The organism is Flavobacterium potami (genome assembly GCF_020026915.1).
Taxonomy (GTDB): Bacteria; Bacteroidota; Bacteroidia; order Flavobacteriales; family Flavobacteriaceae; genus Flavobacterium; species Flavobacterium potami.
The window spans coordinates 228,874-244,725 of sequence record NZ_JAINUY010000008.1 but is presented as its reverse complement, the minus strand read 5'-3'; the positions used below and the strand labels follow the sequence as shown (position 1 = coordinate 244,725).

The window sequence follows — 15,852 nt, the reverse complement described above, 5'->3', positions numbered from 1 at the left end:
GATTTTATAATTCTACATGAAAAATAGTACTCCATTGGTTATTTTTGGCGAATCGATTTTGCCGGGAGAACACAGAACCATAAATGTCGAAATTGCCCGATTGCATACTACTACTAAGTTGAATATTCCTGTAATTGTGCGTCGTTCTAAGCATGATGGACCAACAATTTTATTCTCTGCCGGAATTCATGGCGATGAAATTAATGGTGTTGAAGTGGTTCGTCAGATCATCAGTAAAAAAATAAATAGACCTTCGCGTGGTACTATTATTTGCATTCCAGTCATCAATATGTACGGTTTTGTCAATAAATCTCGTGAGTTTCCAGACGGGCGTGACTTAAATCGTGTTTTTCCTGGAAGTAAAAAAGGTTCGCTTGCCAGCCGTTTTGCCTATCATATCGTCGAAGAGATTCTACCAATTTTAGATTATGCTGTCGATTTTCATGCGGGCGGAGCAAGCCGATTCAACGCACCACAAATCAGAATTACCGAAAATAACCCTGATCTTAAAGTGTTGGCCGATATTTTTAATGCGCCTTTTACACTTTACTCCAAAAATATAAATGGCTCTTTTAGAAAAACTTCTGAAAACGCCAATGTAAAAATGCTTCTTTTTGAAGGAGGAAAATCTCTGGACATCAATAATGAAATTGCCAATGAAGGAGTTTTAGGCACAAAAAGATTATTGCATCATTTAGGAATGCTAGATTCTAAACAAATTGTAGAACCTGCAGCACAACCGTCGATTTACATTAAACAATCCGTTTGGCTTCGGGCGAAATGTTCGGGTTTATTGCATGATTTTAATTTGGTTGGGAGATTTGTTACCAAAGGTACTATCTTAGCCATTATTACGGATCCGTTTGGTAAATTTGAACAAAAAGTCAAAGCGCCGCACGATGGTTTTGTAATTAATGCCAATCATTCGCCAATTGTTTACGAAGGCGATGCTATTTATCATTTATCTAAAACACCAGACAATGCCGACGAGTAAAAAAGAACTCCGAATCGAATATAAAAATTTCCGTAAAGCACTTTCTTTTGATGAAGTAGAAGAAAAAAGTCTGGCAATTGCAAACCAGTTAATCCAAATGCCGATTTGGGATAAAATTTATTATCATGTTTTTCTTCCAATTGAAGAACATAAAGAAGTGAATACCGAATTTATACTGCATTTACTTTCTGGTAAAGACAAAGAAATCCTGATTTCTAAAAGTGATTTTGACACTAGAAAAATGACTCATTTTCTTTTGACAGATAATACAAAAATCAAAAAAAACGAATACAATATTCCGGAACCCGTTGACGGAATCGAAGTTCCTTCTTCTAAAGTGGAGGTGGTTTTTGTACCGCTTTTGGCTTTTGATATTTTTGGAAACCGAATTGGTTACGGAAAAGGTTTTTACGATAAATTCCTTGCCGAATGCAAACCCGAAACCATCAAAATCGGACTTTCTTTTTTTGAAGCTGTCAATCAAATCGACGATGTTTTTGAATCGGACATTAAATTAGATTATTGCGTAACGCCTGAGAAAATTTATACGTTTTTGTAGAGACGTACCACAGTGCGTCTAAAACAAAGAATGTAAATTAATGCTACAGATTAGAGAATCTAAAATGATTAATCATTTCTAATCATTAGAGCCTGTTTAAATTTTATTCAAACAATTTTTAACCGCAAATTGCACAAATTTCCGCTAATTCAATTTGTGGAAATTTGTGTAATTTGTGGTTGAATACCCTTGTTTTATAAATAAGCGCCTTTAATATAATCTTTGTCGACGTGCTGGGTGTAGACACACTGCTGTGCGTCTCTACATTTTCCATTTTACAAAAAAAATAAAAAATATTTTACCCCAAAGATCCCTTTAAAAATAAGAGTTTTCAGTTTTATTTTCATTTTATAAAAATAATTGAGAAAATTTTGGCACGATTTTGCTTACTCGAAAAAATGCAAATAATCGTCTCTAGTACATCCGGAATGCTAGTCCTTATTTGAAGCCAATAACCTATTTATTAATTTTAAAAATTTACTTTATGAGAAATTTTAATTTCTTTATGATGGCATTCCTCGTACTTACTATTTTCGGCTGTAAGAAAGCTGATTACGCTGCTGAAGAGAATGCAAATAGTACCGAAATTGCAGTTGCCACAACTGATGCACTTGATGAAGATTATGCAACTCCCGAACCTAACACGGAAAGCTACGCAGGATTAGAAGAAAATCCATTTGAATCTCCTCTTAAAACACCACTTTCTACTTTTTCTATCGATGTTGATAATGCATCGTACACCAATATTCGCCGATTCATAAATGAGGGACAAAAAGTTCCAAAAGATGCTGTTCGCATTGAGGAAATGATCAACTTCTTTAAATACAAATATCCTCAGCCCGATGGCGAGCATCCTTTTTCTATAAATACTGAATACAGCGATTGTCCGTGGAATAAGAACAGTAGACTTTTAAAAATTGGTTTGCAGGGAAAGAATATTCCAATGGCAAATTTGCCGGCTACTAATCTCGTTTTTTTAGTGGACGTTTCAGGTTCGATGGACGAGCAGAACAAATTACCATTATTGAAAGAATCAATGAAGATTTTGGTGAAAGAACTTCGAAGTATTGATAAAGTTTCGATTGTCGTTTATGCAGGTTCTGCAGGAGTAGTTTTAGAACCGACTTCTGGAGATAATAAAGACGAAATTATGGATGCTTTTGACGACTTACATGCGGGAGGAAGCACGGCAGGTGGAGAAGGAATCGAATTGGCCTACAAACTGGCACAACAGAATTTTATCAAAGAAGGAAACAATAGAGTAGTGATAGCTACCGATGGTGATTTTAATGTTGGGGCTTCGACTGACGACGATATGATGAAATTAATTGAACAGAAAAGGGAATCTGGCGTTTTCTTAACTGTTTTAGGTTTTGGAATGGGAAATTATAAAGATTCTAAAATGGAAATTCTTGCCGATAAAGGAAACGGAAATTACGCTTATATTGACAACATTCAAGAGGCAAATCGTTTTCTTGGAAAAGAATTTAAAGGTTCGATGTTTGCTATCGCTAAAGATGTAAAAATTCAAATCGAATTCAATCCAAAACATGTTCAGGCGTATCGATTGATTGGGTATGAAAATCGAAAACTAAATGCTGAAGATTTTAAAAACGATAAAATTGATGCTGGAGAATTAGGAAGCGGGCATTCGGTTACAGCTTTGTATGAAGTGATTCCAACTGGTGTTGAAAGTGATTACGTTCCTTCGGATTTGAAATATACTAAAACACAAAAAAGTGACGGAAATTACAGCGAGGAATTGGCAACAGTAAAATTTAGATATAAAAAACCTGATGGCAACAAAAGCATTGAAATCGTAAATGTAATTGCAGATAAGAAAACAAGTTTGGAAAACAGTTCTCCTGATTTCAAATTTACAACTGCTGTTTCCTGGTTTGGATTAAAATTGCGTGATTCAAAATATATTGCAAACAGTTCAAATTATGATATAAAACAATTAGCAAAATCTGGATTGTCTAATGACGAAGATGGTTACCGATCTGAGTTTGTCAGATTGGTTGATGCAGTGAATTAATCATTAAATTCCAAAAAAATAAAAATCCCAAATTCCAATTGTCTTTTGGAATTTGGGATTTCTTTTGTTTATAATGTAGCTTTATTGCAGTTTAAAATAGGCTACTTTTGGATTGCCACAAGCCAATTCTGATATAGTTTCTTCATTTTCTTCTCCAACATAATAAGCAATCAAATTTCCTGAAATTTCATCGACATAATATTCCCATACTTCTCTATTGGAATACACGATTAGGAGCGGATCAGTAGACATATTGATTTTTTCTGAAAAAACGAGATGTTCGGTACGTACTAAATTCCATTTTTTTGCTTTAGGATAAAGCTCGTAGAACAAGATTTCATTTTTCTCAATAGTGATCATTTTTCCAACTATACTGTCAGATGGTTCTCGCAACGCCCAAGATTCAGGCGTCACCATTTTCCAATTACCAGTAATTGCCTCAATTAAGTTTTTTCGTAAAACAACTTTTAAAGAATCTGCTTTTCTAAAAGATATATTGACGTTCTCTTGTTTAGAATCGAATTTTTGTGCTAAAGAGAAAAGTCCGTGAGCTCGTTTAAGATCATTACTTTTAAATGCTTTCTGAGCCTCCTCAAAGAAATTGAATTTTTCCTCTTGAGCAAAAACGGTTATAGAAAAAGTAAGTAATAAAGCTAAAATAAGTCTTTTAAGCATTTGAGATAAGATTAAATTCCAAAAAAATAAAAATCCCAAATTCCAATTATCTTTTGGAATTTGGGGTTTTTTGTATTGAATATTTTTAAAAACTATTTCACTTCTTTGATGGTTGAAGAATCAATCCAACCTTGTGTTCCGTCTGTTAATTCTACTTTTTTCCATCCTGCAACGCTTTCTAGAACATAAACTTTTGCTCCTTCGTGTAATAGAATAATTCCGTTTGCAGATTTTTGAGGTTCGCCTCGAACTTGGCTTAATTCAGAAAAGACGATGGCAACGCGATCATTATCAAAATGACTTTTTTCAGACATTGCTGCCGAAATACTTAAAGCAAAAGCGATTAAGAAAATGAACATTCCGACAAAGTAGATTCGTTTGGCAAGCGTGGCTTTTGAAAAGTAATAACCAATGAAACTTAGTAAAAAGATAAATCCGATTGCAACGGCAATTTTTCCCCATTCATTATAATCAAAAATCGAAGTGAAATTTTGTATCATTTTGGCAAAACCCACTTTCGGAACTTCTTTGATTTCGTCAATCGTCAGTTTTTTGGCAAACTTTAAATTGTTTAAAGTCTCAGGATCGTTTGGTTTTAAAACCAAAGCCTTTTCATAATTATAAATTGAAGGCGCAACCTGATTTAATTTGTAATAACAATTTCCAAGATTAAAATACAACTCGGCAGAATGCACTTTATCTTCCGATATGATGTTTTCATAAACCTGCGCCGCTTCTTTATATTGTCCCTTTTGGTACAATGCATTTGCCGATTCAAAGCGCCCTTGCGCAAAGAAAACCTGCGAGATTAATAAAAAGAGATATAGTATGTTTTTCATTTTCTTTTATAATAAGATTTTCAACTTTGCGAACTTAAATTCGACTCAATCTAAATCAATTTTCTTAGCGAACTTTGCGGTAAAAAATTAAACAATCTGTTTTTCCAATTCAGAAATAATCAAAACCGCTTTATCATAATCTTGTTGAATCGAAGCGCTTGAAGCCGGAGCATAACGTGCAAATTCGCAATTTTCTGTCAAAGTAATAAAGTCCTGAACCGTTTCTGCATTTGCATTTCTAGACAATAATAGTTCTCTAATATTGTCTTTACTCATTTCTGAAGTTTCGATATGCAGTTTGGCTTTTAAGAAATTATGCATTGCTTTTTCTAGTGCGATATAGAAAGGCTCTTTGTTGTTAAGATGTTTCTTCGCTTGCGATAAATATTTCTTCGCCAATTTGTTGTTCATTCGGATTCTGTTTCCGGTAACATCACCATCAATTGCCTCTTTTCGTTTCTTAGCTAAAATAATTAACGGTATAATTAAGAAAGGAGCATACAATAATCCTAAATACAAATTAGAACCATAAAATTCTTTTTTAGCAATAGGAACCAAAAGTGTTTTAGATTTGATGTTTTTGAAATGATCGGTTTGAGCTGTTGCGTTTTTAGCCGTTGATCCTGTATTTGCCTCAGCAGGAGTTGGACCGTCTAAAACATCAACCATAATTTCTTTTGAAGTAATCGTTTTGTAACTACCCGTACTCAAATCAAAGTATGAAAACTGCATTGGTTTAATAGCATATTTTCCTTTGTACTGCGGAACAATGGTATATTTATCTGTAATTCTTCCAGACATTCCAGACAATGAAGTCGTTACACTTTCGTCATGAACAGGATCGTACATTTCTAATGCATTAGGAACAACTGGTTTTGGAAGCGTAAATAACTTCATGTTTCCAGTTCCTTGAGCACTTACGATTAAGTCAAGACCTTCGCCATTTTTAAGTGTTGTTTTTGAAGGAGTAACTGTAAAGTTCAATCTACCGACAGCACCTGTAAATCCTTCTGGTTTTCCAGTTTCAGGAAGTGGTCTAACATTGATTGTTTTGGCTCCGGCAGAAACTACTTTATTATCTTCGGTAATGATCATTTGTCCAAACATATCACGACGATTTGTTGGCAATTGAACACCAATATCCAAAGAAAGAGGTTCGATGGTCAGTCTTCCTGATTTTTGAGGATATAAAATCGCCTTTTTCAAGATCACATAATAGCATCTCTGACCTTGATAATTTCCTTCTTCAATTTGTAATTGTTTGATGTCAATATTCTGATTCCAGAAATCATTGTATTTAGGTTTTGCCAGTTCTTTAAAACCAGTTACACCGATATTGTTGAAATACAATTTGTAAACAACTGTAATAGGTTCATTTAAATACGGATTGGTTTTAGAAATTTCGGCTACTAAATTCAATAGTTCATTTCCAGATCCTGGAGGCCTGTCGTTTGGATCTCTTTCTTGAGCAACGGCATTGGTAACGGTAACTTTTATTGGATTAGTTTTATAAACCTGGCCGTTATATTCTATAGCGGCCTGTTTGATCATTACAGATCCTTTTCTTTCAGGTTGTAAGATGTAAGAATATATTTTTTGAAAAGAACTACGACCGTTTATCCAGGATTGACTTACTTGTTGACTTGGTCCTGCAACCATTCTAAATCCGTCAAAAGAAGGCTGTTCGAAGTTATCTCCGTCAACATTCATAATGAAATCTATACGAAGTCTTTCGTTTACTCCAAGCGTGTTTTTACTAACTCTGGCTTCAAATTGTACTTGAGCCATAAGTCCTTGAAATGTGATTAGAAATAGAATTAAATATCTTTTCATTTAATGTTTAATCGTTTTTTTGTTTAGCTGTTAAACCTTTAATTGTTTAATCGTTTAACCGTTTATTTGTTTCATACAATAACGGTTAAACGATTAAACTCAAATCCTACCAGTCTTTTTCTGATTTCTTAGGACTACCTTTTACTTTTTGTGCGTTAACTTTATCCTGAATTTTCTTTTCTTCATTATTAACGGCATCTAACAAGTTTTGAACACGTTCTTTTGATATTCCTCCAGGTTGCGGTTTTGGTTCTCCTTTATTGTCAGACTTATCATCTTTTTTAGGATCGTTTTTATCGTCTTTTTTATCCTTGTCTTTATCTCCTTTGTCGTTTTTCTTGTCCTTGTCTTTATCTTTATTGTTGTCCTTGTTCTTATCTTTATTTTTATCCTTGTCTTTGTCCTTATCCTTGTTCTTGTCTTTGTTTTTATCGTTTTTCGGAGGATTTTCTTTTAGTTTTTGTTTGGCCAAAGCATAGTTGTAACGTGTTTCATCATCTGTTGGATCGTTACGCAATGCTTGTTTGTATGCTTCAACAGCCTGAGTATAATCTTTCTCTTTCATGAAAACGTTTCCGAGATTATGGAAAGCTTTATGTTTTTCAGGTCTTGTTTTGGCATTTTTTATCGCTTTCGCGTAAGCGAACTTGGCTTCCGAAATTTGATTTTGTCTATAAATGGTGTTTCCTAAATTATATGGCGCGGCAGCTTTTTTAGGAAATTTAGATTCCGAAATTCTATAGTTTGCTTCAGCATCAACAAATTTATTCTGTTTATATTCTTCATTCGCAGCAGGCAATGATTTGTCTTTCTCTTGTGCAGCAGCTGCAAAAGAAACCGTTAATAAGATATAAAGAAGTAAATTTTTCATTCTCAATTTTTATTTTTTTGTTTGCCACGAATTGCACGAATTGACACTAATTATTTCTTTTATTTGAATTTCTTCATAAAAACAACCAATTTGTTTTCGTGTAAATTCGAGTAATTAGAGGCTAACTTTTTATTTCTTTTCGTTAAATAAATCCAACTCTTTGATCCAGTTTGTTTTTCTTTCCAACAAGAAAATATCGATAAACAGCAATAAAAAGGCAAACCCGATAAACCATTGAAATTGTGATTGAAATTCTGCCATCTGTGTAGCTTCAAACTCTGTTTTCTGGATATTGTTCAAAGCGTTTTTTACATATTCTAAAACTTCTTTGGTACTTCCACCATAAACATAACCGCCTTTAGTTGCTTTTGCAATCGTTTTTAAACCTTCTTGATTTAATTTAGTGATTACCGTTTCTCCGTTTTGATCTTTTTGATAGCCTCTAACAACACCATTTTCTTTTAACGGAATTGTTCCTCCTTTTTCTGTTCCGACACCAATTGTGATGATTTTCATTCCTAATTTATTGGCTTCTTCTGCTGCCGCAGATGCCCCTTCAGAATGATCTTCTCCATCAGAAATTAGAATTAATAATTTGCTGGTTTTGCTTTTTTCATCAAAATAAGTAGAGGATAATTTAATTGCTTCGTCAAGAGAAGTTCCTTGAGATGAAACCATTCCAGGACTCATACTTTGCAGAAACATTTTGGCAACACTGTAATCAGACGTAATGGGTAAAACAGGAAAAGCACTTCCTGCATAAGCCACGATTCCGATTCGGTCGCTTCCTAATTGATTGATGATTTGAGAAACCAATTGTTTACTTTTATCCAAACGGCTTGGCACAACATCTTCGGCGAGCATACTTTTAGAAACGTCAACAGCAAAAACAATATCAATACCTTCTCGTTTTACGGTTTCCATTTTGGTACCAATCTTCGGATTTACCAAACCGATAATTAAGCAAGTAAGTGCCAAAAGAATTACCACAATTTTTAAAACAGGTTTAAAAACCGATTTCTCAGGACTCAATTTTTTTACCATTTCTAAATCACCAAATTCGCGTTGCGTTCTTCTTTTCCAATACATATTGAAAAGAAAAATACATACCACAATCGGGATAAGTATAAAGAGAAATAAATATTTTTTTTCGTCTAATTCCATTTTTTAATTCTAGTTTTCAGTCTCACTTTTCAGTCTCAGTTCCAGCTGTTAACTGTAAACCGTGACTGCGACTAAAATATTAAATAAAGCTTCTATAAACCGTATTTCTTAATCCAACTTCCAATAACAACATTAAGCCTGCAAACAAAACAAAAATTCTGTATTTTTCATCATAATCATAGAATTTCAATTCCTGAATTTCGGTTGTTTCCAATTTATTGATCGAGTTATAGATTTGCGCTAATTTGTCGTTACTTGTCGCTCTAAAATACGTTCCGTCTGTTTTTTGAGCAATGTTTCTCATTAACTTTTCGTCAATTTCTACTTTCTGCATTTTAAATAAGAAACCGCCATTTGGAGCGTACGCATAAGGAGATTCTGCCATTCCGTTAGTTCCAAGACCAATCGTGTAGACTTTGATTCCGTATTGTTTTGCAATGTCTGAGGCAGTTTCTGGTTCAATAAAACCAGCATTATTTACACCATCTGTAAGCAAAATAATCACACGACTTTTTGCTTTACTATCTTTTAAACGATTTACAGCGGTTGCCAATCCCATTCCGATTCCGGTTCCGTCTTGTAATGCAGTGTCGTATTTAATACCTTTTATGGCTTCTAAAATAATCGCTTTATCACTTGTAACAGGGGTTTTGGTGTAGGCTTCAGAAGCATACAAAACCAATCCGATTCTATCGTTTGGTCTTTCTCCAACGAAATCGGCGGCAACTCTTTTCAAAGCTTCCATACGATTAGGTTTTAAATCTTTTGCTAGCATAGATCCCGAAACGTCAATTGCCATTACAATATCAATTCCTTTTGTTGTTTTGGTCTGGTTGCTGATGTCTACTGTTCTTGGTCGTGCCAATGCAATAATCAAGGAACATAAAGCAAGTATTCTAAAAACGTAAAGAGCGGGTTTTAATTTCGTCAGCAAAGATTCGCTGTTTTTGAAACCTGCCGTCGAACTCATTTTTAAAGTAGCCGATTGCTGATTGCGTTTCCAGAAAAACCAAATTATTGCAATCGGAATTAATAGAAACAACCAAAGAAATTCTGGATTTAAAAAACTGATCTTACTCATTAGTTGTTTGCTCTTTGAAGTTCAACAGAATTTAATACTCGGGTTGTGATGTCGTTTGCATACGTATCACCTTCTTCATGTAAAATCATAATTTGTTGTAAGCCTTGATCTTGTTTGAATAGAAGTAACTCGTAATATGCTTTTGTACTTGTTTTGGTTGCCGGATTTAAAATAGTCATAGTTCCGTAACCTTTAACTCCCTGAATACCCTCGTTTGTTTGAAAATCTTCTTGTTTTACAATAATATTTTGCGCTCCCTGAGCTTCCATTACTTTTAGTGAACCTTCAAGTGCTTTGCTTAAGTCTATTTCGGTTGGCTGTTTGAATTTAGCTGTAGAAACGGTGATGTAGAAATTATCAATCATACTTCCGTATGTAAAAAGCTGCATTTCTTTAATCAAAGCCATAGTCTCTTTTGGAAGAACTTTTTCAGTGTCCATTCTTTTTAAAACTTTTGGAGTTTCGATAAGAACGGCTGGACTTCCGTAAGCACTTTTTACCCATTCGCCTTCTAATAATTCTTTAGAAGGGTGACCAATGATATTGTCTTTTACGTAGTTGAAACCTTTTGTAACAATAAAGAAAGTTGTTGTAACAAATAATAAAAGAATTACAGCCGCGATAGAATATCCAATACGAGCATTTCGTTTTTTACGAAGCTGTTCTTTAATTTGTTTTTGTCTTTGTGCTTCATTCAACAACTGATCTTCAATATCTTCTGAAACTTCGGTTGGAATAGCATTATCAAGAGTTAAAATTACTTTCTGAATTTTATTTCTATCTTCTGTAATTTCAAATTCGAGTGGTTTAGATTTCGCAAATTTTACCAAATCGGCCTGACGTAAAACACGCTCTAGATTCTCAACCGTTTCTGGTGTAAGCGTCATTTTCTTTTTGGTAGATGCTTCTCTAATAGCAGTAATTAACTCAGAAGTGGTACTTTCCATTGCTGGTATATGAATCGCTTCTTCAATATAATTTCTGGCAATATCTGTTAATTCACTATAATATTCTTTTACCTCTCCTTTTTGAACAAGTTCTTTTTTCTCTAAGTTGTTTAATAGACTTGTTGCTTTTTCGATTGGTGTTTTATAAACTTCTTCTTCAATTTTTTTCAGCTGACGTTTTTTGACATACCAATAAACAAAACCGCCAATTCCGATAATCGCTAAAACAATTAAAACGTAAATCCACCAATTTCCCATTCCTTCGTCAACTGAAGAAATGTCTTTGATGTCGTACATTTTTTGTTGTAAAGTATCCACTTTTACATTCGCAACTTCAACTTTGATAGAGTCGCTATAAAAAGCTTTTTTATCAATTAAAATTTTAATACTTGGAATTGTGTAACGACCAGAATCAAATTGCGTTAAACCATACTTTTTTATAAGTTCGTAAGTGCCGTCTTTTTTTACAGTATCAATTGGATAAGACTGAATAACTTCTAACGGACCAATATTTTTAAGTTTTGGAAATTCAACTTTTGCTGTTGAGGAAACAACCGTTTTCAATGATAGCTTGAACTCAGCGCCAATTTTGTTTTTTGTCGTATCAATACTCGTTTCTACTTGTTTTTGAGCAAAAAGAGTAGAAGTAAGTAAAAATAAAAATATATAAAGTTTAAATTTCATTTGATTAACGATTGAAGATTAACGATTTTTGATTTTTGATTTTCCAAGGATAGTCAATAGTTCTCTAAATTGCAATCTTTAATTTTTATGAATTATCAAAATATCTATCTCGATTTGAAATAGCCTAATAGTTTAGTAACGTAATTTTCGTCAACTCTGGTATTTACAACTCCTGCTCCCGATTTGCGGAAAGTATCTTTAAAGTAATTCAACTTTTCCTGATAGTGTTTTTCGTAATTCAGACGCACGGTTTTAGAACTTGTATCGACTAGTTGTATTTTTCCTGTTTCAGCATCCAGCATTGTAACCATTCCTAAATTTGGAATTTTTTCTTCGCGCATGTCGTAAACACGAACGCCAGTAATATCATGTTTTTTAGAAGCAATTTTTAAAGTTTGCTCATAAGAATCAGACATAAAATCGGAGATCATAAAAACGATGGCTTTCTTTTTCTGAGTTCCAGATAAAAACTTCAAAGCCTGAGCGATGTCTGTTTTGTGACTTTTTGGTTCAAATTCGATCAATTCACGAATGATGCGAAGAACGTGCGAACGTCCTTTTTTTGGCGGAATATATAATTCTACAGTATCAGAAAATAATATCAAACCAATTTTATCATTGTTTTGTGTAGCCGAAAAAGCCATCGTTGCCGCAATTTCGGTTACGATGTCTTTTTTGAATTGATTTTTAGAACCAAAAGATTCCGAACCCGAAATATCGACCATTAAAACCATGGTCAATTCGCGTTCTTCTTCAAATACTTTAACGTGAGCTTCGTTGTAGCGTGCGGTTACATTCCAATCGATGTTACGAATATCATCTCCGTATTGGTATTGACGCACCTCGCTAAACGTCATTCCTCGTCCTTTAAATGAAGAGTGGTATTCTCCCGAAAAGATATGATTACTCAGTCTCTTCGTTTTGATTTCTATTTTCCGTACTTTTTTTAAAAGCTCTTTTGTATCCATTTTTTTAGTAATTAGTGATTAGTGGTTAGTGAATAGTAAAAGCAAAAGCTAATTACTAATCACTATTTACCAGTCACTATTATGGTACCTCAATCTCGTTAACGATTTTGTTGATAATGTCTACAGAAGTAATGTTTTCTGCTTCTGCTTCGTAAGTAATTCCAACTCTGTGACGTAATACATCGTGAACAACAGCACGAACGTCTTCTGGAATTACATAACCACGACGTTTGATGAAAGCATAACATTTTGCGGCATTAGCCAAGTTGATACTTCCACGAGGAGAAGCTCCAAAACTGATAAGCGGTTTTAAATCGGCTAATTTGTATTTTTCTGGGTAACGTGTTGCGAAAATAATATCAAGAATATATTTCTCGATTTTTTCGTCCATATAAACTTCACGAACAGCTTCTTGAGCACGTAAAATCTGATCTACAGAAACTACAGGGTTTACTTTTTCGTAAGATCCTTTTAAGTTTTGACGAATTACAAAACGCTCTTCGTCAATTTTTGGATAATCAATAACGGTTTTCAACATAAAACGGTCGACTTGTGCTTCAGGAAGTGCATAAGTTCCTTCTTGCTCAACTGGGTTTTGTGTTGCTAATACTAAAAACGGACGATCTAATTTGAAAGTAGAATCACCAATCGTAACTTGTTTCTCTTGCATTGCCTCTAATAACGCTGACTGAACTTTTGCAGGAGCACGGTTAATCTCATCGGCAAGTACGAAATTGGCGAAAATTGGTCCTTTTTTAATAGAGAATTCGTTTGCTTTAATATTGTAAATCATGGTTCCGATAACATCGGCAGGTAATAAATCTGGCGTAAACTGGATACGGCTGAAAGAACCTTGAACCGCTTGAGAAAGCGTGTTGATGGCTAAAGTTTTTGCCAAACCAGGAACTCCTTCCAATAAAATATGCCCTTGTCCAAGTAATCCGATCAATAGACGCTCGACCATATGTTTCTGACCCACAATAACTTTGTTCATTTCCATTGTAAGAAGGTCTATAAAAGCACTTTCTCTTTCAATTTTTTCATTTATCGCTCTAATGTCTAAAGTCGTTGTATTTTCTTCCATATAAATATTTTTAAAACCTTGATTTTTACGCCTAATTTTTGAGAGTGCAAATTGAATATTTTTTAAGAAGTAAGATGTTAAAGAATGGTTAAAACTTCGACCAAAGACCTAATTTTAAGGACTAATTGTGAATCTATTTTTATATTTTTAAGAACTTTGATGATTATGTTTTATTAAAGCATAATTATTACCAAAAATAACGCATAACTATTATGAGCAAAACAGTCTTATCGCCTATTATTTCGGGCACTATGAATTGGGGAGTTTGGGATAAAAACCTTACAACCAAAGAAATGGAAAACATGATACAGGTAAGTATCGAAAACAAAATTACGACTTTTGATCACGCGGATATTTACGGTTCGTATACGACCGAAGCCGATTTTGGAAAAGCCTTTCACGCTAGTAAAATTGATCGTGAAAAACTACAATTAATTACAAAGTGCGGTATTCAGATGATTGCTGATAAACGCCCTGAAAACACAATCAAACATTACGATTACTCTAAAGACTATATTATTAAGTCGGTTGAGGGTTCTTTAAAGAACTTAAAAACAGATTATGTAGACGTTTTTTTATTGCACAGACCAAGTCCGTTAATGCAGGCTGATGAAATTGCAGAAGCTGTTGAAAAATTAAAAGGAGAAGGAAAAATTATTGATTTCGGACTTTCTAATTTTACAAGTTCACAAACGGAATTAATTCGCCAAAAAACAGAAGTAAGCTACAATCAAGTTCAATTTTCGGCAACTCATTACGAGCCAATGTTAGATGGAAGTTTAGATTATATGCAGACTCACGGAATTCGTCCTTTGTCATGGAATCCGCTTGGAACTGTTTTTAGAGAAGATACAAAACAGACTCGCCGTTTGAAAAAACTGTTTTCTACTTTATTAGAAAAATATCACTTAGGTGCAGATACACTTTTATTGTCATGGATTTTAAAACATCCAGCAAAAGTAATTCCGATTGCTGGAACCGTTAACGTTGCGAGAATTCAGTCTTTATCAAAAGCAATTGAATTGGAAATGGATAAAGAAGATTGGTTCGCAATCTGGACAGAAAGTATGGGCGACGATGTGCCTTAATTTTTAAGTGTTCAGTCGCAGTTTTTAGTTTTCAGTTTTATTCTGAAAAAAATAAACACATAGAAACATAGATTTTTGTTGCTCTTAAAAAGGTTTTTTAGCGTTTCACTTTCACATAGCTATGTGAATTGATGTAAAATGAAATGCCATTTTTAGATAAAGTTGAACTATGTTTCTATGTGTTAAACAAAAAAAATACAATGAAAAAAACAGTTTTAATTACTGGTGCTACGAGCGGAATTGGAAAAGCAACCGCTCAGATTTTAGCAAAAAATAATTACAAAGTAGTGCTTTGCGGAAGACGTAAAGATCGTTTGGAAGAACTCGAAAAAGAACTTTCTGCTTTTACAGAAATACATTCTTTAGCATTTGATGTTCGTGATAAAAAAGATGTTTTGGAACAAATTAAATCTTTACCATCTGATTTTGCGACAATCGACGTTTTAATCAATAATGCAGGAAACGCTCACGGTTTAGATCCGATTCAAAATGGAGATTTAGATGATTGGGACGCTATGATTGATATTAATGTGAAAGGACTTTTGTACGTTTCAAAAGCGATAATTCCGCAAATGGTGGAGAGACAATCTGGACATATTATCAATATTGGCTCAACTGCTGCAAAAGAAGTTTATCCGAATGGAAATGTATATTGTGGTTCTAAACATGCTGTTGATGCCATTACAGCAGGAATGCGAATCGACTTGAATCCGTTTGGAATTAGAGTTGGCGGCATTCACCCTGGACTGGTAGCGACAGAATTTAGCGAAGTTCGTTTTAAAGGCGATGTAGAAAGAGCCGCAAATGTTTACAAAGGATTTGATCCGCTTCAAGCGGAAGATATTGCCGATATTATTCATTTTGTAGTTTCAAGACCGTATCATGTAAATATTGCTGATTTGGTAGTCATGAGCACCGCACAGGCGTCCTCGACCATTGTGAAGAAAAATAATTTATAGTTGCAAAGTGACAGAGAAACAAAGTTTCAAAGTTTACTTCGATTCGTTTTTTAACACATAGAGACATA

14 protein-coding genes are annotated in these 15,852 nt (G+C 34.0%); 5 read left to right on the top strand and 9 right to left on the bottom strand.

The genetic code is table 11. The annotated features are described in order from the left end of the window. The first annotated feature begins 16 nt into the window (after positions 1 to 16). The 3 genes from K6T82_RS21670 to K6T82_RS21660 all read left to right on the top strand — a co-directional run bounded on the left by K6T82_RS21670 (position 17) and on the right by K6T82_RS21660 (position 3,591). On the top strand, positions 17 to 994 hold the full coding sequence (locus K6T82_RS21670; protein WP_223710574.1) for a succinylglutamate desuccinylase/aspartoacylase family protein: 978 nt from the start codon (positions 17 to 19) through the stop codon (positions 992 to 994). Further along, positions 981 to 1,553 carry a 5-formyltetrahydrofolate cyclo-ligase gene (locus K6T82_RS21665; RefSeq protein WP_223710572.1) on the top strand — a complete coding sequence of 191 codons (573 nt, stop codon included), beginning with the start codon at positions 981 to 983 and terminating at the stop codon, positions 1,551 to 1,553. Before K6T82_RS21670 ends, K6T82_RS21665 begins: the two co-directional genes overlap by 14 nt. Positions 1,554 to 2,037: 484 nt before the next feature. Beyond that, positions 2,038 to 3,591 carry a vWA domain-containing protein gene (locus K6T82_RS21660; protein WP_338083357.1) on the top strand — a complete coding sequence of 518 codons (1,554 nt, stop codon included), beginning with the start codon at positions 2,038 to 2,040 and terminating at the stop codon, positions 3,589 to 3,591. An 81-nt stretch (positions 3,592 to 3,672) separates the two neighbouring features. On the opposite strand, the gene K6T82_RS21655 is transcribed toward K6T82_RS21660, so the two are convergent. The 9 genes from K6T82_RS21655 to K6T82_RS21615 all read right to left on the bottom strand — a co-directional run bounded on the left by K6T82_RS21655 (position 3,673) and on the right by K6T82_RS21615 (position 13,737). Then, positions 3,673 to 4,266, bottom strand: coding sequence for a hypothetical protein (locus K6T82_RS21655; protein WP_223710570.1), 594 nt, complete (start codon positions 4,264 to 4,266; stop codon positions 3,673 to 3,675). A 92-nt stretch (positions 4,267 to 4,358) separates the two neighbouring features. Beyond that, a complete protein-coding gene (locus K6T82_RS21650; RefSeq protein WP_223710568.1) occupies positions 4,359 to 5,105 on the bottom strand; it encodes a tetratricopeptide repeat protein in 747 nt (248 codons plus the stop codon). Between the two features lie 87 nt (positions 5,106 to 5,192). After that, complete coding sequence (locus K6T82_RS21645) at positions 5,193 to 6,938, bottom strand: BatD family protein (RefSeq protein WP_223710566.1); 1,746 nt, start codon at positions 6,936 to 6,938, stop codon at positions 5,193 to 5,195. A gap of 106 nt (positions 6,939 to 7,044) precedes the next feature. Continuing rightward, positions 7,045 to 7,809, bottom strand: a complete 765-nt coding sequence (locus tag K6T82_RS21640; protein ID WP_223710564.1) for a tetratricopeptide repeat protein — start codon at positions 7,807 to 7,809, stop codon at positions 7,045 to 7,047. 129 nt (positions 7,810 to 7,938) lie between these two features. Beyond that, positions 7,939 to 8,973 (bottom strand): vWA domain-containing protein, encoded by a 1,035-nt coding sequence (locus K6T82_RS21635; protein WP_223710562.1) that lies wholly within the window; start codon positions 8,971 to 8,973, stop codon positions 7,939 to 7,941. Positions 8,974 to 9,052: 79 nt separating this feature from the next. Continuing rightward, positions 9,053 to 10,054, bottom strand: a complete 1,002-nt coding sequence (locus K6T82_RS21630) for a vWA domain-containing protein (RefSeq protein WP_223710560.1) — start codon at positions 10,052 to 10,054, stop codon at positions 9,053 to 9,055. Further along, positions 10,054 to 11,685 (bottom strand): phenylalanine--tRNA ligase subunit alpha, encoded by a 1,632-nt coding sequence (locus K6T82_RS21625; RefSeq protein WP_223710558.1) that lies wholly within the window; start codon positions 11,683 to 11,685, stop codon positions 10,054 to 10,056. Before K6T82_RS21625 ends, K6T82_RS21630 begins: the two co-directional genes overlap by 1 nt. Before the next feature lie 104 nt (positions 11,686 to 11,789). Continuing rightward, positions 11,790 to 12,653, bottom strand: a complete 864-nt coding sequence (locus K6T82_RS21620; RefSeq protein ID WP_223710555.1) for a DUF58 domain-containing protein — start codon at positions 12,651 to 12,653, stop codon at positions 11,790 to 11,792. Between the two features lie 79 nt (positions 12,654 to 12,732). After that, positions 12,733 to 13,737 carry an AAA family ATPase gene (locus K6T82_RS21615; protein ID WP_012022804.1) on the bottom strand — a complete coding sequence of 335 codons (1,005 nt, stop codon included), beginning with the start codon at positions 13,735 to 13,737 and terminating at the stop codon, positions 12,733 to 12,735. Positions 13,738 to 13,949: 212 nt separating this feature from the next. On the opposite strand from K6T82_RS21615, the gene K6T82_RS21610 reads away from it, so the two are divergent. Both K6T82_RS21610 and K6T82_RS21605 read left to right on the top strand, forming a co-directional pair. Next, complete coding sequence (locus tag K6T82_RS21610) at positions 13,950 to 14,825, top strand: aldo/keto reductase (protein WP_223710553.1); 876 nt, start codon at positions 13,950 to 13,952, stop codon at positions 14,823 to 14,825. A 200-nt stretch (positions 14,826 to 15,025) separates the two neighbouring features. After that, positions 15,026 to 15,784: an SDR family NAD(P)-dependent oxidoreductase gene (locus K6T82_RS21605; protein WP_223710551.1), complete on the top strand. Its 759-nt coding sequence runs from the start codon at positions 15,026 to 15,028 to the stop codon at positions 15,782 to 15,784. Positions 15,785 to 15,852: the final 68 nt, after the last annotated feature.